The sequence below is a fragment of the Salegentibacter tibetensis genome (assembly GCF_020164485.1).
GTDB lineage: Bacteria > Bacteroidota > Bacteroidia > Flavobacteriales > Flavobacteriaceae > Salegentibacter > Salegentibacter tibetensis.
Genome location: NZ_JAIQZA010000022.1, coordinates 49,173 through 71,644 on the forward strand (window position 1 = coordinate 49,173; position 22,472 = coordinate 71,644).

25 protein-coding genes are annotated in these 22,472 nt (G+C 38.5%); 4 read left to right on the forward strand and 21 right to left on the reverse strand.

The window, feature by feature from the left end:
* Positions 1-91: 91 nt before the first annotated feature.
* Positions 92-1,021, forward strand: a complete 930-nt coding sequence (locus tag LB467_RS12225; RefSeq protein WP_224474325.1) for an HU domain-containing protein — start codon at positions 92-94, stop codon at positions 1,019-1,021.
* A gap of 57 nt (positions 1,022-1,078) precedes the next feature.
* Complete coding sequence (locus tag LB467_RS12230; protein WP_224474349.1) at positions 1,079-1,591, forward strand: acyl-CoA thioesterase; 513 nt, start codon at positions 1,079-1,081, stop codon at positions 1,589-1,591.
* On the opposite strand, the gene LB467_RS12235 is transcribed toward LB467_RS12230, so the two are convergent.
* The 21 genes from LB467_RS12235 to LB467_RS12335 form a co-directional block, all read right to left on the reverse strand.
* Positions 1,588-2,226 carry a hypothetical protein gene (locus tag LB467_RS12235; protein WP_224474326.1) on the reverse strand — a complete coding sequence of 213 codons (639 nt, stop codon included), beginning with the start codon at positions 2,224-2,226 and terminating at the stop codon, positions 1,588-1,590. The genes LB467_RS12230 and LB467_RS12235 overlap by 4 nt on opposite strands.
* Positions 2,210-2,509: a hypothetical protein gene (locus tag LB467_RS12240; protein ID WP_224474327.1), complete on the reverse strand. Its 300-nt coding sequence runs from the start codon at positions 2,507-2,509 to the stop codon at positions 2,210-2,212. Before LB467_RS12240 ends, LB467_RS12235 begins: the two co-directional genes overlap by 17 nt.
* A gap of 219 nt (positions 2,510-2,728) precedes the next feature.
* Positions 2,729-2,914, reverse strand: coding sequence for a hypothetical protein (locus LB467_RS12245; RefSeq protein ID WP_224474328.1), 186 nt, complete (start codon positions 2,912-2,914; stop codon positions 2,729-2,731).
* A gap of 61 nt (positions 2,915-2,975) precedes the next feature.
* Positions 2,976-4,199, reverse strand: coding sequence for a murein hydrolase activator EnvC family protein (locus tag LB467_RS12250; protein WP_224474329.1), 1,224 nt, complete (start codon positions 4,197-4,199; stop codon positions 2,976-2,978).
* Positions 4,199-4,969, reverse strand: a complete 771-nt coding sequence (locus LB467_RS12255; RefSeq protein WP_224474330.1) for a DUF4292 domain-containing protein — start codon at positions 4,967-4,969, stop codon at positions 4,199-4,201. The genes LB467_RS12250 and LB467_RS12255 overlap by 1 nt, the downstream gene beginning before the upstream one ends.
* Positions 4,970-6,346 carry a tetratricopeptide repeat protein gene (locus tag LB467_RS12260; protein ID WP_224474331.1) on the reverse strand — a complete coding sequence of 459 codons (1,377 nt, stop codon included), beginning with the start codon at positions 6,344-6,346 and terminating at the stop codon, positions 4,970-4,972. It lies immediately after the preceding gene.
* Positions 6,347-6,566: 220 nt separating this feature from the next.
* Positions 6,567-7,583: a sugar phosphate nucleotidyltransferase gene (locus LB467_RS12265; RefSeq protein WP_224474332.1), complete on the reverse strand. Its 1,017-nt coding sequence runs from the start codon at positions 7,581-7,583 to the stop codon at positions 6,567-6,569.
* Between the two features lie 89 nt (positions 7,584-7,672).
* Positions 7,673-8,107, reverse strand: a complete 435-nt coding sequence (gene dut / locus LB467_RS12270; RefSeq protein ID WP_224474333.1) for a dUTP diphosphatase — start codon at positions 8,105-8,107, stop codon at positions 7,673-7,675.
* A 2-nt stretch (positions 8,108-8,109) separates the two neighbouring features.
* Positions 8,110-9,561, reverse strand: a complete 1,452-nt coding sequence (locus LB467_RS12275; RefSeq protein WP_224474334.1) for an oligosaccharide flippase family protein — start codon at positions 9,559-9,561, stop codon at positions 8,110-8,112.
* Between the two features lie 21 nt (positions 9,562-9,582).
* On the reverse strand, positions 9,583-10,023 hold the full coding sequence (locus LB467_RS12280; RefSeq protein WP_224474335.1) for a hypothetical protein: 441 nt from the start codon (positions 10,021-10,023) through the stop codon (positions 9,583-9,585).
* 114 nt (positions 10,024-10,137) lie between these two features.
* Complete coding sequence (gene atpG, locus LB467_RS12285) at positions 10,138-10,998, reverse strand: ATP synthase F1 subunit gamma (protein ID WP_224474336.1); 861 nt, start codon at positions 10,996-10,998, stop codon at positions 10,138-10,140.
* A gap of 81 nt (positions 10,999-11,079) precedes the next feature.
* Complete coding sequence (gene atpA, locus LB467_RS12290; protein ID WP_224474337.1) at positions 11,080-12,660, reverse strand: F0F1 ATP synthase subunit alpha; 1,581 nt, start codon at positions 12,658-12,660, stop codon at positions 11,080-11,082.
* A 130-nt stretch (positions 12,661-12,790) separates the two neighbouring features.
* Positions 12,791-13,345 (reverse strand): ATP synthase F1 subunit delta, encoded by a 555-nt coding sequence (gene atpH / locus LB467_RS12295; protein WP_224474338.1) that lies wholly within the window; start codon positions 13,343-13,345, stop codon positions 12,791-12,793.
* 6 nt (positions 13,346-13,351) lie between these two features.
* Positions 13,352-13,846, reverse strand: coding sequence for a F0F1 ATP synthase subunit B (locus LB467_RS12300; protein WP_224474339.1), 495 nt, complete (start codon positions 13,844-13,846; stop codon positions 13,352-13,354).
* A gap of 88 nt (positions 13,847-13,934) precedes the next feature.
* The gene (atpE, locus tag LB467_RS12305; protein WP_037318413.1) at positions 13,935-14,159 is read right to left on the reverse strand and encodes an ATP synthase F0 subunit C; all 225 of its coding nucleotides are present in this window, start codon (positions 14,157-14,159) and stop codon (positions 13,935-13,937) included.
* Positions 14,160-14,182: 23 nt separating this feature from the next.
* A complete protein-coding gene (gene atpB / locus LB467_RS12310) occupies positions 14,183-15,268 on the reverse strand; it encodes a F0F1 ATP synthase subunit A (RefSeq protein ID WP_224474340.1) in 1,086 nt (361 codons plus the stop codon).
* Positions 15,269-15,402: 134 nt separating this feature from the next.
* The gene (locus tag LB467_RS12315) at positions 15,403-15,786 is read right to left on the reverse strand and encodes a hypothetical protein (RefSeq protein WP_224474341.1); all 384 of its coding nucleotides are present in this window, start codon (positions 15,784-15,786) and stop codon (positions 15,403-15,405) included.
* A complete protein-coding gene (locus LB467_RS12320; protein WP_224474342.1) occupies positions 15,776-16,006 on the reverse strand; it encodes an AtpZ/AtpI family protein in 231 nt (76 codons plus the stop codon). Before LB467_RS12320 ends, LB467_RS12315 begins: the two co-directional genes overlap by 11 nt.
* A gap of 16 nt (positions 16,007-16,022) precedes the next feature.
* The gene (gene porW / locus LB467_RS12325) at positions 16,023-18,536 is read right to left on the reverse strand and encodes a type IX secretion system periplasmic lipoprotein PorW/SprE (RefSeq protein WP_224474343.1); all 2,514 of its coding nucleotides are present in this window, start codon (positions 18,534-18,536) and stop codon (positions 16,023-16,025) included.
* Positions 18,537-18,626: 90 nt separating this feature from the next.
* Complete coding sequence (locus LB467_RS12330) at positions 18,627-19,352, reverse strand: ABC transporter ATP-binding protein (protein WP_224474344.1); 726 nt, start codon at positions 19,350-19,352, stop codon at positions 18,627-18,629.
* An 11-nt stretch (positions 19,353-19,363) separates the two neighbouring features.
* A complete protein-coding gene (locus LB467_RS12335) occupies positions 19,364-20,848 on the reverse strand; it encodes a DUF5687 family protein (protein ID WP_224474345.1) in 1,485 nt (494 codons plus the stop codon).
* A gap of 183 nt (positions 20,849-21,031) precedes the next feature.
* Between LB467_RS12335 and LB467_RS12340 the strand changes: the two genes are divergently transcribed.
* Together LB467_RS12340 and LB467_RS12345 are read left to right on the forward strand one after the other, a co-directional pair.
* Complete coding sequence (locus LB467_RS12340; protein ID WP_224474346.1) at positions 21,032-22,078, forward strand: ferredoxin--NADP reductase; 1,047 nt, start codon at positions 21,032-21,034, stop codon at positions 22,076-22,078.
* Positions 22,079-22,131: 53 nt separating this feature from the next.
* Positions 22,132-22,443, forward strand: a complete 312-nt coding sequence (locus LB467_RS12345; RefSeq protein ID WP_317196367.1) for an ATP-binding cassette domain-containing protein — start codon at positions 22,132-22,134, stop codon at positions 22,441-22,443.
* The last annotated feature ends 29 nt before the right edge of the window (positions 22,444-22,472 follow it).

A 22,472-nucleotide genomic window follows, 5' to 3' on the forward strand; every position in this document is an offset into this window, starting at 1 on the left:
ATTTGATTAAAATTACAGAAAAAAAGGTTTGTTAATAAAATTTCTTTGGGTAACTTTAGAAAGATTAAAATAACCCCTTATTTTTGCGGCAATGAAGATAGCTAACTACATCCAGGATTTACTTTATCGTTACGAATGCGTAATATTACCCGGATTTGGGGCATTTCTTTCCCAAAAAGAACCGGCCTATATAGACAAAGAAACCCAAATTTTTCATCCGCCAAAAAAGCTTGTTTCCTTTAATTCACAGCTGAAAAAGAACGATGGGCTTTTGGCAAACTATATTGCTGCGGCACAAAAAGTTTCTTACACCACTGCGGTAAATATGATTGCCGACTTTGTAGAAAAACTGGAAGTATCCTTTAAAGAAGATGGTAAAGTTGAACTGGAGAACATTGGCCGACTATTTTATGCGGAAGAAAAACTTCAGTTTGAGCCATTTGGCCATGTAAATTACCTAACCGATTCTTTTGGACTGGATAGTTTTAAAACTTCAGCAATTAGCCGCGAAACTTATAAAAAACAAGTTGAAGAGCTTGAAGAAAAAGCTCCTATACTTTTTACTCCGGAAAGAAGAAAATCACCTGTCTATCTTAAGTATGCAGCTATAGGACTTATCGCATTAGGAATTTCTGGTTTTGCAGGACTAAATATTTACAGCAGCCAGGTTTCCAAACATAATATTGCCGAGCAACAAGAGGCACAGGAACAGCTCCAGGCTCAAATTCAACAGGCAACTTTTATTATCGATAATCCGCTACCGGCCGTTACTTTTAATGTAGCCAAACAAACCGGAAATTACCATATTGTAGCCGGCGCATTTCGTGTAGAAGAAAACGCGAAAACGAAGGTTGCTGAACTTAGAAAAGAAGGTTTTAAAGCACATCTTCTAGGCGAGAACAGATATGGCTTACACCAGGTTGTTTACGCCAGTCATGAGAAAAGACGTGATGCAATAAATATGCTACGCGAAGTAAAATCTTCTAATGAAGCTGCGTGGTTATTGGTACAGGAACTTTAATAGTTCTTTAGGCCTTAAATTGCGCAAAGCTCCCTATTTTTGCCCAAAATTGGCGAAATGCAGGCAAAACACCCAGAAGAATCCAGAACTACTTTAACCGATTTGGTTTTACCCAGTGAAACCAATCCACTCAATAATTTATTTGGGGGAGAATTACTCGCCCGAATGGATCGTGCTGCCAGCATTGCCGCCAGAAGACACAGCCGCAGGATTGTGGTTACTGCCTCGGTAAATCACGTAGCTTTTAATAAAGCCATTCCCTTAGGAAGTGTAGTTACCGTAGAAGCCGCAGTTTCCCGTGCTTTTAAATCTTCTATGGAAATTTTTATCGATGTTTGGGTGGAAGACCGTGAGAGTGGAAACCGAACCAAAGCAAATGAAGCTATTTATACTTTTGTAGCCGTAGATGAAACCGGTGCTCCTGTTACGGTACCACCCTTAGAACCCGAAACAGCGCTGGAAGAAGAACGTTATGAGGCTGCCTTGAGAAGAAAACAACTTAGCCTTGTACTTGCCGGTAAAATGAAACCAAACGAAGCCACAGAGCTTAAAGCTCTGTTTAAAGACTAGCCATTTGGGTTTTGTAAATGAAGTCTTACTCCAAAGCTAATCAGCAATAAGCTGTGTTTGTTAAAATAATCGTCTAGAACCTGTGGAGTTTTTATCTCCATTCTATCCCATCTCAACGTCGCTTTTAAGTAAATCGCTGCGGTTCTATCAATTCTGTATCCTAATGCACTTTCTAACATTAAACTGTTACCCTCTTCAGTAAAACGAGAATCCGGGGCTCGATTTATATTCTGGAACACACCAAAACCTGCCACATTATGTAAATTCCATTCCTTATTAAATGCATGGTAATATCCGAGATGCAATCCCTGGTAATGTGAAGTGATTCTATTTATGGAACCGGTATGACCACTATAGTTTTCCCTGGAATTTCCTCTGGTTACATTATACTCCCCGCCAAGGGTTAAAAAGGGCATTACAAACCAGTTTACATCCAGTCCAAACCCAGATTTGGAAAAATTTTCCCAGCTAGAATTATTTAAACTGTAACCTCTAAAAAATTCTCCTTCAAAAAATACGGTTTCAGGATCTGTGGCTACATATTGATTTCTGTGGGGCTCCGGAATACTATCTTGTGCATTCAATAAAAGCGGAAAAAAGATGGCGAAAAACAAAAGCTTAGTAACCGAATTCATAGACTGGATTTTCAGAAGTTATTTCAACATTTATAGTGTCGAAAACCGCTTCAACATTGAATTTATAAGCAAACTGAATAGTACTGTTTGCTAAAGTTCTAAAATGAAAATTTATACCATCTTGATCAGGTAACATTCGACTGGATTGTTCAATTTCAGTCTGAAAAATCTGCGGGAATTCTAAAAATGAATTTGCATGTAACATCCTATATTCTTCCGGATTTGGATAAGTGAGCTTATAATATAGGGTATCGTTACTTTCTGAAGAGTTATTTACTTTCAACTCAAATTCCTGAGTTTTTGGTAGTTTTATATTAACCAGTTCAAAAGAATTTTCCCGCGAGCCAATAGAATCTAAAAAGTGAATGCTGGCATATTCTTCCCGGTAATCCTCGTGGTTAGGATGGTTTATACTTATCCCATAAAAACTATTACCAGTATCTAAACTAACAAATGAAAACTCCCCGGAAGCATTAGTAAAACCTTCCCCTAAAATCTCTCGTTACCTGATATTCAAAATAAAGTATTCTGAACCTGATGCGGTCATACTGATTTTTTCTAAAGGAATATTCTCTGTGGTAAGAATATTTCCCGAAATCATCATCCTTTTGTTACCAACCACTCCAACATTATGATCGAAACAACCCGTTAAAAAAATAAAACTTAAAAGGAGTAAAAGTTTTTTCATACACTATATAAACAGTTCTCTTTGTAAGATGCAACAAACAATAAATGGTTGCTTGAGAATTCTACATTTCCAGGATCCAATCTGCCGGATCCATTTTTTGCATGTTCTTATAGATCAGAAAATGCAGGGTAGTTTTTCCTGAAGTTCGGCTGGTAGCAACTGAACCAAGCTCCTGCCCTGTATTTACCACATCGCCCCTCTTTACAAAAACATTTTCGAGGTTATCGTAAATGGTAATGTAGTCTCCGTGCCTTACCATTACGGCTTTATTAGCTCCTTTTAGAACCTGAACTTCACTTACTGTTCCATTAAAAACAGCCCGGGCTTTTCCGCCGGGATCGGTATCAATATTTACCCCGTTATTATTAATAGAAATAGTTTTTACTATTGGGTGTGGTTGTGTTCCAAAGCGGGAAGTAACCACGCCAGATCTTACTGGCCAGGGCAATCGGCCCTTGTTTTTCACAAAATCGGCTGCAAGGGCTTTCGCTTCGGGGGTTAATTCATAAACATCCCTTTCAGCAGAACCGCTTTCTTCATTGGATTTTACAATAGACTCACGAATCATTTTCTCAATTTGTGCGTCAATTTTATTGATTTCCTGTTGTTTTTGCCTTATTTGAGCAGCGAATTCCCCTTCCTTACTTCTAATATTCTGCATTAAATCCTGCTGTGCCTTTTTGTTCTTCTCCAATTGAGCGCGGGTTTGCCTGTTCTCGACAATAAGCGCTTCCTTGGTTTCTTTTTGATCGGCTAAACTGGCATTAAGCTGCTGTAGTTCTTCTGCACGTGCCTTAATTTCATCTCCCTGTTGCTTTCTGTAGTTTGTGTATTGCTTCATATATTGCAAGCGTTTATAGGCCTGCAAAAAGTTTTCAGAAGATAACAAAAACATTATTCTACTTTGGGTAGATTTACTTTTGTAAGATTTCTCTATCATCGCGGCATAATCTTCCTTAAGCTGTTCCAATTCTGTTCTAAGCCGGGAAATTTTATTGGTGTTGGCGTTAATTTGATTGGTTAAAAGATTCGCCTGTTGGTTGGTTACTTTTATTAAATTTTCTGTGTTCCTTATTTGCTGATCCAGATCTTCTACCTGACTTAAAACCGAACGTTCTTTTTGCTTGTTACTGCTTCTTAACTCATTAATACGAGTGATTTCGTTTCTAAGTTCTATCCTTTTTTTCTCCAGGGTTTCACGAGTTGTTTGAGCTAACAAATTCCCCGCAGAAAACAGTAAAAAAACGATGCAAAATAAAATTTCAGAAAATTTCTTAAGTTTCATTATAAAATAATTTCTTCATAACCTGACGGAATATCGAACGGGAAACTCAATTCTCCCTGGTCAAATTCGAGTGAACGGTAGGTGAGCTCTATTCTTGTGCTGCTTCCGGCCTCGTTGGCAATAATTCTTATTTCTTCCGGAAAAATTTTCCCATTTATTTGCTGGTAATCTGAATACGTTACCGTTACACTTTTATTCTCGCCGACTTGCGCGAGTTGCTGAGCAGAGGCTTTGAAGTTTCCAGGATCAAGCAAAAACATTTTCTTGATTAATCCTTCTACTGAAGGCATAAATTGAAATCCCCTGGCGGTTTGGGAAAATTGAAATTCTTCTTCCCTCAGGTCATAGATAGCCTGACCTATTAGCAAATTCTGAAGTTTCTGAAAGTCTAAAGGCGTGCCCAATAAATCACTTAACAATCTGAAATCACCATCAAAATAGGTTTGGCTCACTTTTTCATAATAACTCACCCGGGAAGGTGTGATATAAGCTTTTGCTATCGGAAATCCTAAAACCGAAGCGCTCATCCAGATAGCTTTATCCTTTTCCATTCTAAAGCTTAAATTCACAGATTGTGTACGTTCTTCGCTCTGGTAAACCGTTCTTAATTTCCCGCTAAGGGTTTTAAAATCGGTTTCAGAATTATAATGATTTTCTATAATGTTTGCGGCTTCAGCATTTTTAGTAGCGATTCCTTTTATTCCTTTCCGGCTTCCGCAGGAAACAACAAAAAGGCTCAATAATACTAATCCTAAAATTTTTCTATACATCTATTCAATTTCTTTAATTAATGCTTCGGCTTTATTCGAAAATTCAGCCGATTTATCTTTTTCCCCCAATGCTCCATGTGCCCTGCTTAATTGAGTATAAAAGTCTACTTCCATCCTGGGATTATCAATTAAATAATCCAGGCCAAATGTAAGTGTTTCTATAGCATCACGATATTCTTCTAATTGGTTTAATGCAATTCCCTGCAATAAAAATAAAGCAGGTTGCGCGGGAAACACCTCTAACATTTCCTTACTCAAATCCCGGGCCTCTTTATACTTTTCTAACTCTAATTGAAGTAAAATAGTATTTTTCACTAATTGAAAATCTTCAGGGCTCTCTGCTAAACCGGCTTCAAAAAAAGTAAGGGCCTCTTCTATTTGACCGCGATTCATATAATATTGTCCCAACTGCCCGTAGAGTTTTGGAGCGTTCTCTCGTTCGCTAAGCATTTTGCTTACCTGCATTAAATCCTTTTCATATTCTGGATTATTATCTACAAACAGCAGAAAATCATTAAGCACCTTAAATTTAGATTCTGGATCTATCTCTTCGCTTTCAAAAACAATTTTCATTGAATTTACTGCATCTTCAGGTTCCTCCCGCTCCAGATGGAATTTATAAAGGGCCAGGTGTACCAGGGTAGAACCGGGATTTGTAGCCAATAATTCCTGTGCGGTATTGTAAGCTTCTTCATTTTCGCCCTGATCACTGTAGATATAGATCAGGTTTAGATAATTTTGCTCATTTTCGGGGTTATTGCTTATGCTTTCTTCAAGGTTTTCTATTTGTGCAGCGGTGTCCCCGGTACGGGCAAAAATTTGCCGGCGCAATTTGTTTCGATAAGTGCTTGGGCCCTCTTGCTGATCCAGTTCACCTATAATTTCCAGTGCCTCCTCGTATTGTTGATTGAGCAGATAAATATTCGCAAGCTTTTCTTTATAATCCCCGTCAAAACCCTGTAATTTTAGCAAGGTTGCTATAGCTGCATTATATTGCTGGGCGCGGGTGTAGCTTTTATAAAGCTCATTCAAAACATCTTCCCTTTCCGGCGCGAGTTCATGCGCTTTCTCCAAACTGGTTATTGCCTCGTCATATTTTTTTAATTCATTATAATTTCTAGCCATTTCAAAATACACCACCGGGTTTTCAGGTTCCAGTTTCTGGCAATTATCTAAAGCTAATAAGGCTTTTTCATAATTCTCGATACCTTTTTGTTTCAGGGCTTCAAAGAATTGCTCCTGAAATTCGTCGGTAACGTTCCCAAGATCGTCCTGATTTACTTCCTCAAGCACAACTTCCTTCTCCTGGGCATAACTTCCCTGAAAAATGAATAAAGCTCCTGAAAGGACAGCAGTAATGAAGAAGTTTTTTTTCATAATTAAATTTTCAGGACAAGATTGAAATAAAGAGGCTGTTTGAAAAGCCTGGTTTCGTCAAGCTGAACCTGCCCGTCCGTCCGTTCAGGCGGGTTCATTTCAGCTTCTAACATCTTTGTAACTATCAAGATTTTAGATCCCCGATAAAAATCGCGGCAGGCTCTGAAATAAATTCAGGATGACGATTTTAAAAACTTTTCATACACCCTCTTAAATAAGCTTATTCTAAGGTTGAATAATCGCCGATACTAATCTCTGTAAATTCGCCATTAAATTTCGCAAAATTCCCGATCATAGCGTTATCCAGTTTTGCATTTTTTACTTCAGCAAAAGTCTGGATCAGGCTGTTTTTTACTTCAGAACCAATAATTTTTGTCCCGTCTCCTATTGAAACATTAGGCCCTATTTTGGCATTTAACAGTTCTACATTTTCGCCAATATAACAAGGCTCGGTAATTTCAGAATTAGTGATTTTCACAGAATCTGAAATCAGCTTTTCGCCATCCTGATGAAGAAAGTTCAGCATTCTGCCGTTGGTTTCTACGGTTACATCTTTGTTTCCGCAATCCATCCATTCGTCTACAGTTCCGGTTTTAAAAACCCTGTCTTCAGCCATCATTTTCTTGATACCATCGTTGATCTGGTATTCTCCGCCGTGCATTAGGTTTTCTTCCAATACTTCTTCCAGTTTCCCTTTTAGAACCGCGATATCTTTAAAATAGTAAATTCCAATAACGGCCTGATCACTTACAAATTTCTTAGGTTTTTCAACCAGTTCTATAATCTCATCTTTCTCGTTAAGGTTTACCACTCCAAAAGCTTCGGGATTATCTACTTTTTTAGTCCAGATTACGCCATCTGCGTCTTTATCCAGTTTAAAGTCGGCTTTTATCAAGGTGTCAGCATAAGCAACAACTGCAGGACCAGAAAGGGATTCTTTGGCACTCATAATAGCGTGACCGGTTCCCAGGGGTTGATCCTGACGGTAAATTGAAGCTTTTGCATTAAGGCTTTTGGCCAAATCTTTTAAGCTTTCTACCACGTCATCTCCAAAAAATGCCGGATCGCCAAGAATAAAAGCGATTTCTTCTATAGGTTGATTAAGAACTTTTGCGATATCTTCTACCAACCGATGTACGATTGGTTTTCCCGCTACGGGTATTAAAGGCTTTGGTATGGTTAAGGTATGAGGACGAAGTCGTGAACCACGACCCGCCATAGGTACTATAATCTTCATTTATTTAGTTTTTTTGATCTTCAATTCTTGAAAATCGCTATTCATATTAATCTTCCGCACAACCGGTAATAACCGGTTAAATTATATTCTTATTTATTTCCGGTACTTCCAAATCCGCCGGCACCTCGAGTGGTTTCCTCTAGCACTTCCACTTCTTTCCAGGAAATATGTTCGTGTTTGGCAATGACCATTTGGGCAACACGTTCGCCGTTTTCTATAGTGAATTCTTCGTTAGATAGATTCACTAATATCACTCCAATTTCTCCACGGTAATCGGCATCAATAGTGCCGGGCGCGTTTAATACGGTGACTCCTTTTTTGGCAGCAAGACCACTTCTTGGTCTTACCTGGGCTTCGTACCCTACCGGAAGCTCAATAAAAAGTCCTGTTTTTACAATTGTACGCTCCAATGGTTTTAACGTAACTGCTTCAGAAATATTGGCGCGAAGGTCCATTCCTGCCGAAGCTTCCGTTTCGTAATGCGGCACTTTGTGTGCCGATTTATTGATGATCTTTACCTGCATAATTAAGATTGTAAAATTTTGATAAGTTGTTTTCTTTCAGAAACATATACCGTTCCAAGAAAAATTATTAATAAGCTTATGCCCACGAAATAATTTCCGCGGAAAACATAAAATGAAAATACCGAAAATAAGACGGACAGCACTAGATAGCCGCCTATTTTTTTAAGGTTATACGGAATGGGATAATATTTTCTTCCATAGAAATAAGAAAGCAGCATCATCACCCCGTAAGCCACTAAAGTTGCGATCGCAGAACCGGTATAACTAATAAATGGAATGAGTAAAATATTGAGCGCCAGGGTAAATAAAGCGCCAACTACTGAAATATATCCCCCAAACCGGGTACGGTCGGTGATTTTATACCAAACCGAAAGGTTGTGGTAAATTCCCAGGAACAGGTTTGCCAACAAGATAAGCGGCACAATATGCATCGCTTCCCAATAGGAGCTGTTCTGAATTAAAAGTTCTTTTAAAAGATCTATAAAAACGATTACCGCCACAAGGATGAAACTTCCAAAAACCACAAAATACTTGGTGATTATCGCATAGGTTTCCTGGGCATTTTTTGCATCGGCGTGACTAAAGAAAAAAGGCTCTATCCCTAATCTAAAGGCCGTTGCAAAAAGCGTCATAAACAAAGCTAATTTGTAGCAGGCGGCATAAGCACCAATTTCCTCTCTTGCTATATCCTGCGGAAGCAGATAATCCAGCATTATCCTGTCAAAAACTTCATTTACTGAGAAAGCAAGCCCTGCGATTAAGACCGGAAACGCATAAGACATCATGGATTTCCAAAGTTTGCTATTAAAGCTGAAATCAATTTTAAAATAGAAAGGTAGCATCATTAACAGGGTAACCGCACTTGCCACCAGGTTGGAAATAAAGATATAACTGATCTTAAAATCTGGCACATAAATACTCTGGAAAACTGAATTTTCTCCGGCCAGATCCGCTAAAAACAGTAAAAAGAAGATGTTAAGCCCCAGATTTATGCAAACATTTATAATTTTAATTACAGCAAAACGCATAGGTTTTTCAGCTGCCCGTAACCAGGTGAACGGGATAATCACCAGCGCGTCCAAAAATAGAATCCAAATGACGAGTTGAATATATTTAACCGGAATATTCGCCATTTCAGCAATAAAATCCTGCACTAAAAATGCCCCGGCGAAAAACACTAAAGAAGTAGTAACAATAGACCAGCCGGAAGTACTTAGAACCTCCTTGCTGTTATTCATTTTATTGTAAAACCTGAAAAAGGCCGTTTCCATCCCGTAAGCGAGGATGACATTAAAAAACACAAAATAGGCGAAGATTATTGAAACTTCGCCGTATTCTTCTTTAGGTAAAACGTGGGTATAAAGCGGTATTAATAAAACATTCAGCATACGCGGCAACACCGTGGCCAGGCCATAGACAAATGTTTGCTGAAAGAGTTTCTTAAAGGTACTCAACAGGAGGGGAAATTAAATTTTTTAGTTTTGCTCTTCTATTCCTGTTAGCTTGTAATATTTGGTTTTGTCGTTTTGTGAAAACACCAGGATCGCTTCATTGTCTTCAATGTCGAACGGCATTTTCTCAGCTTTCTGTGGAACCCTGTTTTTGTTTTCTTCAGCAGGATCAGAACTCATTACATCCATTCCATTCGTGCTGAAATTAGCCATAAAAAGATTGGTTTGTTCACTGTCCTGAACCAGGGGAGATTTCATTCCTCTAAAATAAACACTTTCCAAATTCACACGATTATCCTGGATAGCCGCAACAGGAATGTGAAGATCTAAGCCATTTTCACCCTGTGTATAATAAATATCCTGAAATTGAGCGGGAGCGCGTTCCTGCAATTCTTTATTGCTACCACAACCGGTAATAAGACTTAAAGCGAATATACTGCTGAATAAAAAAAGTAATTTTTTCATAATAGAAAGTTTGTTGTTTAAAAGTACAAAAACAAAACGCATACCAAATAAAAAACCCGTAGTTAACTTACGGGTTTTTAGAACGGAATTACTCCCGGAATATTATTTAATGCCTTATCCATTTAGTGCTTCAGCACCACCAACAATCTCGAGGATTTCGTTGGTAATAGAAGCCTGTCTTGCCTTGTTGTAAGACAATTTAAGATCGTCTCTAAGCTCCTTGGCATTATCTGTTGCCTTGTGCATCGCCGTCATACGTGCGCCGTGCTCTGAAGCAAACGAGTCCCGAAGGGCTTTAAACAATTGCATTTTTAAAGACTTAGGAATAAGTTCTTTTACAATCTCGATTTTTGAGGGTTCGAAAAGGTAATCTAATTGCTTTTCTCCATCGGTATCAAATTGTTCAATAGGCAAAAATTGCTCGTGCTGTACAACTTGAGTAGCCGCATTCTTAAACTGATTGTATACCAAAACGATCTTATCGTATTTCTCATCTAAGAACAACTGCATTAATTCCTCAGCAATCTCTGAAACGTTTTCAAAAGAAAGGTCTTCAAAGATTTCATTATTGTTCTTATAAATCTCGTGGTCTTTCTTAAGCACATCGTTGGCTTTTTTACCAAGTGTATAGAGCGCCAGGTTTTTAGACTCGTAATCGTTTTTGGCTTTATATCTAACGCCTTTTACAATATTGGTATTAAAAGCACCTGCAAGCCCTTTATTAGATGAAATAGCAACTACCAACACGTTTTTAATTTCGCGTTCTTTGGCATATTTGCTGCTGGCATCGTCATCCAGGGTAGCACTTAAATCCTGTAACAGCTGAGTTAATTTTTCAGAATACGGCCTCATTTGCGTAATCGCATCCTGAGCCCTGCTCAACTTTGCCGCCGACACCATTTTCATGGCGCTGGTGATCTGCATCGTTGAAGATACCGAAGTAATCCTGCTACGTAATTCTTTTAAGTTTGCCATAAGTTTCTTTATGTCATTCCCTCGAAGGAGGGAATCTTTAAAATTCTATGAGATTCCCTCCTTCGAGGGAATGATAACATACTACTTTTTGTACTTCTCTGAAATTTCTTTAGCTACCTGGGTTAGGGTGTCTGTAATCTCGTCGGTTAATTTACCCGCTTTAAGACCATCTAAAACATCCCTGTGCTTAGTATCAAGAAACTCCAAATAATCTCTTTCGAATTCTTTTACTTTATCTACAGGAACATCTCTTAACAAGTTTTTAGAACCTGCATAGATAATCGCAACCTGATCTTCTACCGGGTAAGGATCGTTTTCGGCCTGCTTAAGGATTTCCACGTTACGTTTACCTTTTTGAATAACTCTTAAAGTTGTAGGGTCAAGATCTGAACCGAACTTAGCAAATGCTTCCAGTTCACGATACTGTGCCTGGTCTAATTTTAAAGTACCGGCAACTTTCTTCATCGACTTAATTTGTGCCGAACCACCTACACGAGATACAGAAATACCAACATCAATCGCAGGACGAACCCCCGAGTTAAATAAATCTGAAGTTAAGAAGATCTGCCCATCAGTAATCGAAATTACGTTGGTTGGGATATAAGCTGAAACGTCTCCTGCCTGTGTTTCAATAATTGGAAGTGCGGTTAAAGAACCTCCTCCTTTTATTTTTCCTTTAAGGGAATCAGGTAGATCGTTCATACTTTGTGCAATATCGTCATCATTAATAACCTTTGCTGCACGCTCTAATAATCTTGAGTGTAAGAAGAAAACATCCCCAGGATAAGCTTCACGTCCCGGTGGGCGACGTAAAAGCAAAGATACCTCACGGTAAGCAACGGCTTGTTTTGAAAGATCATCGTAGATAATCAAAGCCGGGCGACCTGTATCCCTAAAATATTCACCAATAGCTGCACCTGCAAAAGGAGCATAAACCTGCATAGGAGCAGGATCTGATGCGTTTGCGGCAACAATGGTAGTATAAGCTAAAGCACCTTTATCTTCAAGTACTTTGGCAATTCCTGCAACGGTTGAAGCCTTTTGCCCAATCGCTACATATATACAATGTACAGGTTCCCCTGCATCATAAAATTCTTTTTGATTAAGAATGGTGTCAATACAAACGGTAGTTTTACCTGTTTGACGGTCACCAATCACAAGCTCACGCTGTCCCCTACCTACAGGTACCATCGCATCAATAGATTTGATCCCTGTTTGCATAGGTTCACTTACTGGCTGACGGTAAATTACACCGGGCGCTTTACGCTCTAATGGCATCTGAAAGGTTTCCCCTTCAATATCACCTTTACCATCTATAGGCTGTCCTAAAGTATCTACTACACGACCTACAATTCCTTCCCCAACATTGATGGAAGCAATTCTTTCAGTTCTTTTTACTACAGATCCTTCTCTAACATCTTTAGAAGGTCCTAATAAAACGATACCAACATTGTCTTGTTCAAGGTTTAGCACCATTCCTTCAAGGCCGCTGTCAAACTGAACCAATTCTCCGTATTGCGCGTTGGCTAAACCGTAAACGTTGGCGATACCATCACCAACAGTAAGCACAGTTCCCACCTCGTCTAAAGAGGCTCCGCTTTCAAAACCTGATAATTGTTTCTTTAATATTGCTGATACTTCAGCAGGATTTACTTCTGCCATAATTATTTAAGATAAAATGCCACTATAGTCTCGTGACTGTTTTTATTAAATTTTTCAAAGCCCATTATGGGCATTTTTTAAACAAGACCAAAAACCTTTCAGTAAAAAAACAGGTCTATGGCCGGTAATTTTATATAGACGAAATATAAGAGTTAGTTTTCAACTCTCTTTTTAATCTATTGAGGTTTCGGGATACACTGGCGTCATACTGCAAATCGCCTACCCTTAAAATAAAACCTCCTATAATATCTTTATTGATAACATTTTTAATCTTAGCCCCGGCTCCGGTTAATTCTTTCACCTTAGCTAAAATCTTTTCTTCCAGCTCTGCATTTAACGGAACAGCCGAAGTCACAATAGCCTCCTGAGAACGGTTCATCTCATTATATCGAACTATATAATTTCTTGCTACAAGATCAAGAATATTGATTCTTCCGTTTTCAATAAGCACATCAAAACTGCCCTGGGTAATTTCGCCTGCATCTTTAAAAATTTCCTTTAAACTGGCTTTTTTAACCGATGAATTAACAACCGGACTTTTAAGCATATCGGCAAGATCTGCGCTCTTTGCAATAGTCTGAAAAATTTGCTGCATATCTGTAAAAACAGTATCTGCTGCATTTTTCTCTTTTGCCAGGTCTAAGATCGCTTTGGCGTAACGTTGTGCTGCCCTGTTTCCTTTCATTATATCTTAATTTAAGGTAGCGTCGTTCAACATCTTGTCTATCATTTGATGTTGTTTTTCCTCGGTAGACAATTCTTTTCCAATTACTTTTTCAGCAATTTCAATAGAAAGTGTAGCTACCTGATTTTTGATATCGGCCATCGCTGCACGTTTTTCCATTTCAATGCTTTCTTTAGCCTTCGCTACAATAGTATCTGCCTTTTTTTGAGCTTCGCCTTCGGCTTCAGAAATCATCTTCTCCTTCAACTGGCGAGCTTCTTTGAGAATTTCATCTCTTTCGGCACGGGCCTGTTGCAATAACTTTTCGTTATCTGCTTTAAGATTTTGCATTTCTTTACGCGCATCTTCAGCAGAAGCAAGAGCCTCGTTAATAGATTCTTCACGGGTTCTTACCGCACCAAGAATTGGCTTCCAGGCGAATTTGGCAAGAATAAGCATCAGTACTAAAAATACGATGGTCTGCCAAAAAATTAGACCAACTTCCGGAGTAATTAAATCCATAATTCTTTATTTATATAATACCTGTTAAAATCATTTTTTAAAAAGCCCATTCGCAACCAACCGTTACGAATGGGTTTTAGAAATCTTCTTAGGTGGTCAAAACACCTAATAAAGCAGCTACAACCCCAAAAAGGGCAACACCCTCTACAAGTGCAGCAGCAATAATCATTGCAGTCTGGATTTTCCCAGAAGCTTCTGGTTGACGGGCAATAGCATCCATTGCTGCACCACCAATTTTACCAACTCCAATAGCGGCTCCAACAACTGCTAATCCAGCTCCTAAAGCTGCAAGACCTACGTGTAATAATTCCATAGTATAAAAATTAAAAATTAAAATTAATGATGTTCATGTTCCGCAACTGCCATTCCGATAAACAGGGCAGACAGCATTGTAAAAATAAACGCTTGAAGGAATGCTACCAGCAATTCCAGTATTGTAATGAAAAGGGCAAAAGGAACCGAGATTCCGGCAACTCCAGCACTTTCCAGTATAAATATCAATCCAATTAAACTCAATATAATAATGTGGCCCGCAGTAATGTTCGCAAATAAACGAATCATAAGTGCTACCGGCTTAATAATTAGACCAAGCACCTCAACTACAGCCAAAATAGGTTTTACGAATGTAGGTATTCCAGGCATCCATAAAGTATGCTGCCAAAAATCTTTGTTTCCGTTAATCAATATTAAAGCAAGGGTAAAAAGACCTAAAGAAACGGTTACCGCTATATTTCCTGTTACGTTAGCTGCGCCCGGCAATAAACCCAAAAGGTTGGTAATCCAGATAAAGAAGAATACTGTTAATAAAAACGGCATAAACTTCATATATTCCTTTTCACCAATTTGAGGCCTTGCGATCTCATCGCGTACAAAAAGCACTAATGTCTCCAGAATATTATTGAAGCCTGCAGGAGCATTCTTGTTCTTTTTATGATGCCCGGCTAAACCAAAGAAGAAAATCAACATTAAAATAACCGTTAGAAGCATGGCTGCTACGTTCTTAGTTATAGAAAAATCCCAGGGTTTACTAGCGTTTAGCACATTGTGCTCTTCATCAAACGCTACGCTCTCTGCACCTGCATCTAATTTGTAAATATCTTCGTGATAATTTACAAAACGCATCCCGTCTTTTTCTACCACGTATTGCCCTTCGGTATCGTGATGAAATTCACTAGACATAAATGTTACCATCCCATGGTCAGTAAAAAGAATTACCGGCAATGGTAATGTAAAAGAACTATCTCCTTCACCAAAAAAATGCCACCCGTGAGAATCACCAATGTGGTGCATTATCATGTCGGTTGGATTAAATTCTTTAGATTCTTCTGCCTGCGGATCAGCTTTGGCAAAAGCGTTAAAAGGAAGTAAGGCTAAGGCTAGTGTAAACGTCACTATAATCTTTAAAGATTTATGTGCTATCATAGTACCTGTTCTGCTTAAAATTATGGGCTCTAAATTCGGCTGCAAAGGTATACTTTTAATTGTTATTTAAAAGCACCCAAACTAAAATTTTAGCAAATGCGTTATTTTTATCATTATAACTGATAAACAGTAATTTATGCTTTGTTTATTAGTTTCACTGCATATAGTGTCTCAAAGACTAAAAACATAAAGTAAGGAATAAAAAAAGCGAGAATATTAACAAAGACTGCATTTACCTCGCTTAAGACTAAGGGGAGCAAAAAAATTACTGCTGCCAGCATCTTAAATAAGCTTAATCCCATAAACGCAAAACCGGTTTTATCGGTAAAATTCTTGTAAACAAAAACCAGGCTACAATAAATAAGGAATGTGGCCACAAAATGGAAAAGATAAATACTAAAACTGCTGTAGTAGAATTCTATCTCCAACACATAACGCTGTAATAGAAACTGAATAAGCCATAGTAAAATACTAAAAGGAAGCAATCGCTTTAGGAAAGCCAGTAATTCATTTTTCATTATTTTCGTCTTCTTCGCTCATTTTACTTACACTTCGATATACCTGATAGAGGGCGATAAACACCCCTAACAGAGACAGGGAAATGGTAAATACCGAATATTTATTCGGAAATTTCCCGTCGAGCCAAATTCCAAGGAAAACACCGCCTGCAATAATGATCCCCATTTGGAAGGCTATGTTTATAAAACCAAGGTATTTATTCAACTCATCGTTTTTCATATTATTTACTAAAAACTTATTCAACGGGACTTGGAAAATCGTCTAAATTCTTCTGAATTTGTACAATCCTATAATTTTCTGTTGAAATATATACAGGTTCTTTTTTAACTAAATAATCTTCATTTATCTGAAGCAACTCTGCAAAACCTTCTGCACGATTAAGATCCTGCATACCGTGAACCATCACAAAAACCTCATCAGGCTTATAAACATCTATGGAAACCGTAAGATGATCATAGTTGATTTCTGAAATTGCGGCTTCTATCTTTTCTTTTAAAGCTGAAGCCGCTTCCTGCTCTGAAACATTAAACCTGTAAAGCAGTTTGTATTTTTCCTGAAGGCTATCGGTATTGAATTTCAGGCTGCTTAACTTCGGAATTGTTTTATTTAAAATTTCCTGGGCTTTTTTTCCCTCCTGAGTTTGCGGATAGGTTAAAGCCACGTGATTCAATGCGCTTTTATAAGCTTGTAAACCTAAAATTCTGCCGCTAGCCTGGGCTTTTAGAAGTTGAAGTTTTGGCACAATGGCATCCCCCGCAAATTCTGAAATATAGCGGTTTGTTTCAGCAATAACTTTATTAAAATTTTGCGCTTCAAATTCGCGATAAAGTTCTGCATAAATCGCTTCAGGAGAATTTTCATCTTCCCTAATACTTTCCGGATTTAAAATATAAGCAGCATATCGGGAATCGGGGTAATTATTTATGATTTTCGCCTTCATTTCTTCCGCCATTCGGCTTTGATTTGTGGCTTGATAAATCTGATACAGATTATACATAGAAGGTAAGACAAGTCGTTCATCTGTAGACATTTCCAACACCGCTTCCAGCCTGGCCTGGGCCATTTCATATTCCCTGAAATTCTCTTTATAAATAATCCCGAGCTGATAATACGCAAAATCCCTGTCGCGGGTTAGGGTATCCAAAACAGCTATATCTGTAGGAATTTGATTGATGTACGTATAAGGATCAAGACGCGGATCGTTATCCAAAACTTGTTGCGAAAGCCCGGCCTCCTCAGCCACAGCATCCTCCCTTTCAAAACTTACTTCTGCCCAACGCCAATTATCAGCCAATGGGCGATCTCCCCACTGATTTAAAAAGTCCTGCCTTCCCTGTTGTACCCGGGCCTCACTATAAAAATAAAAAGTTCGGGCAGAAGTTTGTGGCTGCCTTGAATCTATAGCGGGTAAATTAACCGGCATTGAGGCCGCGTTCCTATCAGCTTCTAATTTCGCGCGTAAATCTGTGGTGTAATTTGTAAAATAATCCAGTTGCTCAGCGGGCATCATTTGGCTTAACTGAAGGATACTATCGTTTTTATACGCTACTCCTTCATATTTTATAACGTCTTCCAGGTTATCTCTTTTCTTTTTTATGCTTCTGAATTCCCTTAACTGCGGATCCATTTCCGCCAGAGTGCTGTCAAAATATTTACTGGCCGTAAGATAATTGCTTCGATCAAAATTAATATTGGCAAGGATTTCATAATTTATGGAACGTAAGAAAATATCGCTCGTAGGTTCGCTCAGTGATTTTTTATAATAATCTACTGCCGTATCTATTGAATCTAATCGATTATAATATTCGCCCACCTGAAAAAAGATCTTATCTAAAAAAGGCCGGTTTTCGCGATCTTCTTCCAGCTCCCGAAGCATTTCCCGTAATTGATAGTTATTTGCCTGCCCCATTTCAAAATTTCGTGCTTTTTGAACATAGGCATTGATCATATAAATTCTGGGTGATTTCCTGTTTAAATCTATCACCTTATCAAAGGCTGCATTAGCCTCAGCTATTTGCCCTAATTCATTATGAAGTTGACCAAGAATATAAAAATAGCGTCCTTTTTCCTCGTTATTTCCTGTAAATTCTGCCGCATTTTTTAACGGAACTACCGCACTATCCAGATGCCGAAGATTGATAAAGGCCTGGGCCATAGTTGCACTGGCATCAGCGATATCCTGCTCCTCTAAATGATCCAGGTCCAGCACTTTTTTTAGGTTATTAACCGCAAGACGGTTATTATCCAGTCGCATATGGGTTTTTTCCCGCCAAACCCGGGCGTGAATAATATTGTTGCTGGCAGGATAACGTCTTAAGATATAATTGAAAGCTTCCAGAGCAGGAATAAAACGCTGATCGAAATACCGGGCTTTTCCCAGCAATAAATAAGCTTCATCTATTTGTGGATTTCTCTCTTTCCCCTCTATCAACATCGAGTGACGCTGGATTGCTTTTACTGCTTTTTCTTCGGCGTAGCCAAAATTTTGATTTCGAACACTGTCGGGCAAAACGATGTTTTCATCAATTTGCATCCGCTCAATGGGCAGAATATCCCAGTAATTATCGGCGTAGTTTTGGTTGAGTTCTTCCTTGCCCTGCTCAAGGCCAAGGTTGCCGTTATACAGCGTGTTGTACTCTGTGGTAACCGCGTGCCAGTTTCGGCTTAAAAAGGTGTTCTTTTTACGGGAACAGCCAGCGATGCTACCCACCAGGAGTAACAGTAAAGTAAGTTTGGTAATTATATTCAAAATTAACCGGTTCTCGATGGCTTTATAACTAAAAATCAGTTCGTTTAGTGTGCAAAAATACGCTTCTTTTTACAAACGCAAACCAATTTGCTACAGTTCTTCAGCCTGAGTAACGCCCACTTCTCCTGAAAAATAGCTTTCCAATTCACTTAAAGTGGCTTCAGAAGTTTTAATATCTTTTACTGGTTCACCTTTATCTAAAACCACGATACGTTCACAAACTTCGGTCACGTGAATAAGATCGTGGCTGGAAATTAACACCGTGGTTTCCCGGTTTTCAGTAAGTTCTTTAATGATCTTTTTTAGCCGAATTTGAGTAGTAGGATCTAAATTAGCAAAAGGCTCGTCCAGGATCACTACTTTGGGATTTCCAATGAGAGCAGCAACAATGCCCACTTTTTTCTGATTTCCTTTAGAAAGGTCCCGCAAATATTTTCTTCGGCCTATAATTTCCCCGTGGAAGAAATCTTCAAAATTGGCTAAGAAATCATCGATATCTGCTTTATTTGCGCCTCGTAATTCCCCGACGAAATAGAAATATTCTTCGGGAGTTAAATATCCAATAAGAAAACTTTCGTCTATAAACGAAGCGGTAAACGGTTTCCATTCTTCACTCTGACTTACTGTGATCTCGTGATTAAAAATGTTTCCGGTAGTTGGTTGAATTAAATCGAGCAATAAACTAAAAAAAGTTGTTTTTCCGGCCCCGTTATTTCCAACCAGTCCAAAACTTTGTCCTGCAGGGATATCCAGATGATCTATGTTTAGAACTTTTGTTCCGCCGTATATTTTGCTAAGGTTTGTAGCTGTTATCATAATTATAAATTTTATTCGCCGGTTTGTTTAAAGCCGTTAATCATCGCATATTTTCTTTTTCGGTAAACTCCAGCAATGTATTCCATTAAATTAGGACGCAAAAGCAAACCAAGAATTCCTAAGCCTGAAAGACCTATTAAAGCTACTTCAAATCCTATAAAAAAGTTCAAGAGCCAAAAGATCAACATCGGAACAACCATTAACGGAATAGAAACCAACCATTGCATTGCCCCTGTTCCCTGGTAATTCATAAACGGGCTTTTATCCAGGTCTATCCTCTTTTTATTGAAGGAACCCGCATAAAGTAAAATAGGAACATTCACCCCTATATTATATAAAGCGGCAACCATATTTATCAATAAAATATTCCAGCCAAAATAAATATAAGGCGTGGTTAGAATAGCCAGTATTATTACGCTAAAGCTAATTAACATTGCTTTGGAAGACAGGTAATCTTTCATGGGGATGTTTTGCGACATAATCATAGGATAGTAAGAGGCATCCCACGAAGGCACAAATTGCCCGAAATTAATCATAAAAATGCCGGTCATAAATATTCCTATAAAAACATAAAATGCTTCAAAGGCCTGGTAATTGTCGCTAGGATAGAAAAACATTCCGTAACCCAGCAAAAGTAAAGACATATAAATTGTAGTTTTTGGCCTTTTGTTTCGCCAAATTAGTTTGAGATCCTGCTGAAGAAACGGTGCAAGAGCCCCAAATTTTTTGGTCCAAACAAAATCCCGGGTATCGGCATCCTGTTGCTTCTCCTTTAAACCGGCATCCAGGTAAAATTTACTTTCAAGGTTAAGTTGATTCCATTTATATAAAGCTATTACCAGGATTATAGGAACTATCGCCAAATAAGGATTTAAAACCAGGAAATCCATCATTTTTCCAAACCAGAAACTTATTTCAAAAACTTCAAAATATTCCAGCGCAGCCAAAGCGACTACGGAAAGAATCGCCGGAATCAATGCTTTTAAATTATCGGTAAATTTCTTTTTAATAATGAAATTCAGGAAATTCACACATTGGGTGATGGCAATCATCGCTGTCATCCAGCCTATAAGGTTCAAGGTTCCGTACTCGGCCTTATAAATGCAAAAAATTCCGAATGGAATTATAATAAATAGCGGCAGAAAATTAAAGAAGGAATACATGGACTTTATCAGCACAAAATTCACTGCTTTTCGCCTTGCAATAGGTAAGTTTAAAAGAGGTTTTATGTCTAAAACAGGTAGCGTTTGCAGCATAAATCTATAGCCAAGCTCAAATACCAGCCACAGTAAAACAAAACGGTTCACCAGTTGTAAGGGATCCTGATTGGGAAAAGCTTTCTGCAGCAAAGGATAAAGGCCAATCCCAAGAATTAGGAATGCTACCGAAAAATATAAAGCAAGGAAAATCAGCAGGACTTTCAGTCCAATACTTTTACCTACACTTGCAGAACGGAAAAAGGACTTCCATTCCAACCATAAAAACCGTTTAAACATAATTTAATGATTTACCCGCCAGGCGGGATTAAAAATGCCAATCCAAAAAATAGACATTCTGAACCAAAATATTTTCTTAATGATGCCCCCCAAGGTTATTTACTATACAAGTATAGAAATTTAGGTATTTGTTACACTCTTTAATTTAACATACTTTGTATTTTTGCCAAAAATAATTTTTTGATGAGTCAGTTTTTTCCGTTAGAGATAAAAGAAGTAATTAGGGAAACCCCTCAGGCAGTGAGCCTGTCTTTTAAAATTCCCGAAAACTTAAAAGAAGAGTTTAAGTTTGATGCGGGCCAGTATATCACGATAAAGATTAAGTTAGGCGATGAAGAAATAAGACGTGCTTATTCACTTTGTTCGGCACCGAGTTCAGGAGAATTCAAGGTTACCGTTAAAGAAGTTGAAGGCGGCAGATTCTCGGTTCTTGCCAATAATAAACTCAATGCCGGCGATGTTCTTGAAGTACACCCGCCCGAAGGGAAATTTATTTTAAAACCTACAGGCGAAGCAAGGCATTATGCAGCTTTTGCTGCAGGAAGTGGGATTACCCCGGTGCTTTCCATAATTAAAACTGTTTTAGCTGAAGAGCCTAAAAGCAGATTTGTGCTTACCTACGGAAATAAATCTCCAGAAGATACTATTTTCTTCAAGGAATTACTGGAGCTGCAAGCCAAATTTCCCGACAGGCTTTTTATTGAATTTGTTTACAGTCGTACCAGGGAAGACGATTCCCATTTTGGAAGGATTGAAACCAGTACGGTGAATTTTGTAGTAAAAAATAAATTTAAAAATCATCCTTTTGACGCGTTCTATCTCTGCGGACCTGAAGAAATGATCAACCAGGTAAGCGATGTACTGAAGCAAAACGGCGTTACCGAAGATAAAATTCTTTACGAACTTTTTACTTCTGAAGAAACCGGTGCCATAGAAACCAATGTAGAAGGCCTAACCGAACTTACAATAATGGTAGACGACGAGGAAACCACATTTTCTATGGATACCAAGGAAACAGTTTTAGACGCTGCCTTAGGCCACGATTTAGATGTGCCGTATTCATGCCAGGGCGGGATTTGCAGCAGTTGTATTGCCAGGATCGTAGAAGGAAAAGCCGAAATGCGGAAAAATCAAATCCTTACCGATGAGGAAATTGAAGAAGGGTTAATCCTTACCTGCCAGGCGCAACCTCTTACTCCAAAACTAAAGGTAGACTACGACGATGTCTAGTTTCTTTTTCAAGAAAGCCTGAAAAGCTTACCTTGTAGGAACAAAAAAATTTTATGCTGAAACTCAAAAATGTTTCCTTTGCCTATGCTGAAGAACCGGTTTTAAAGAATATCGGTTTTACGCTGAAAAAAGGAGAGAATCTCTCTGTAATTGGGGAAAGCGGCTGTGGGAAAAGTACGTTACTAAAACTTATCTACGGTCTGCTCCATACCGATGGGAAGATTTTTTGGGAAGAAAGAGAACTTTTGGGACCCAATTTTAACCTTGTTGCACAATCCGGTGAAAACGGACACCCATTCCGCTGGAAAGCGGACAGTGATTCCGGACTAAAGCGGACACCCATTCCGGGGCAAAACGGACAGTGATTCCGTTTCAAAGCGGACAGCTATTCCGG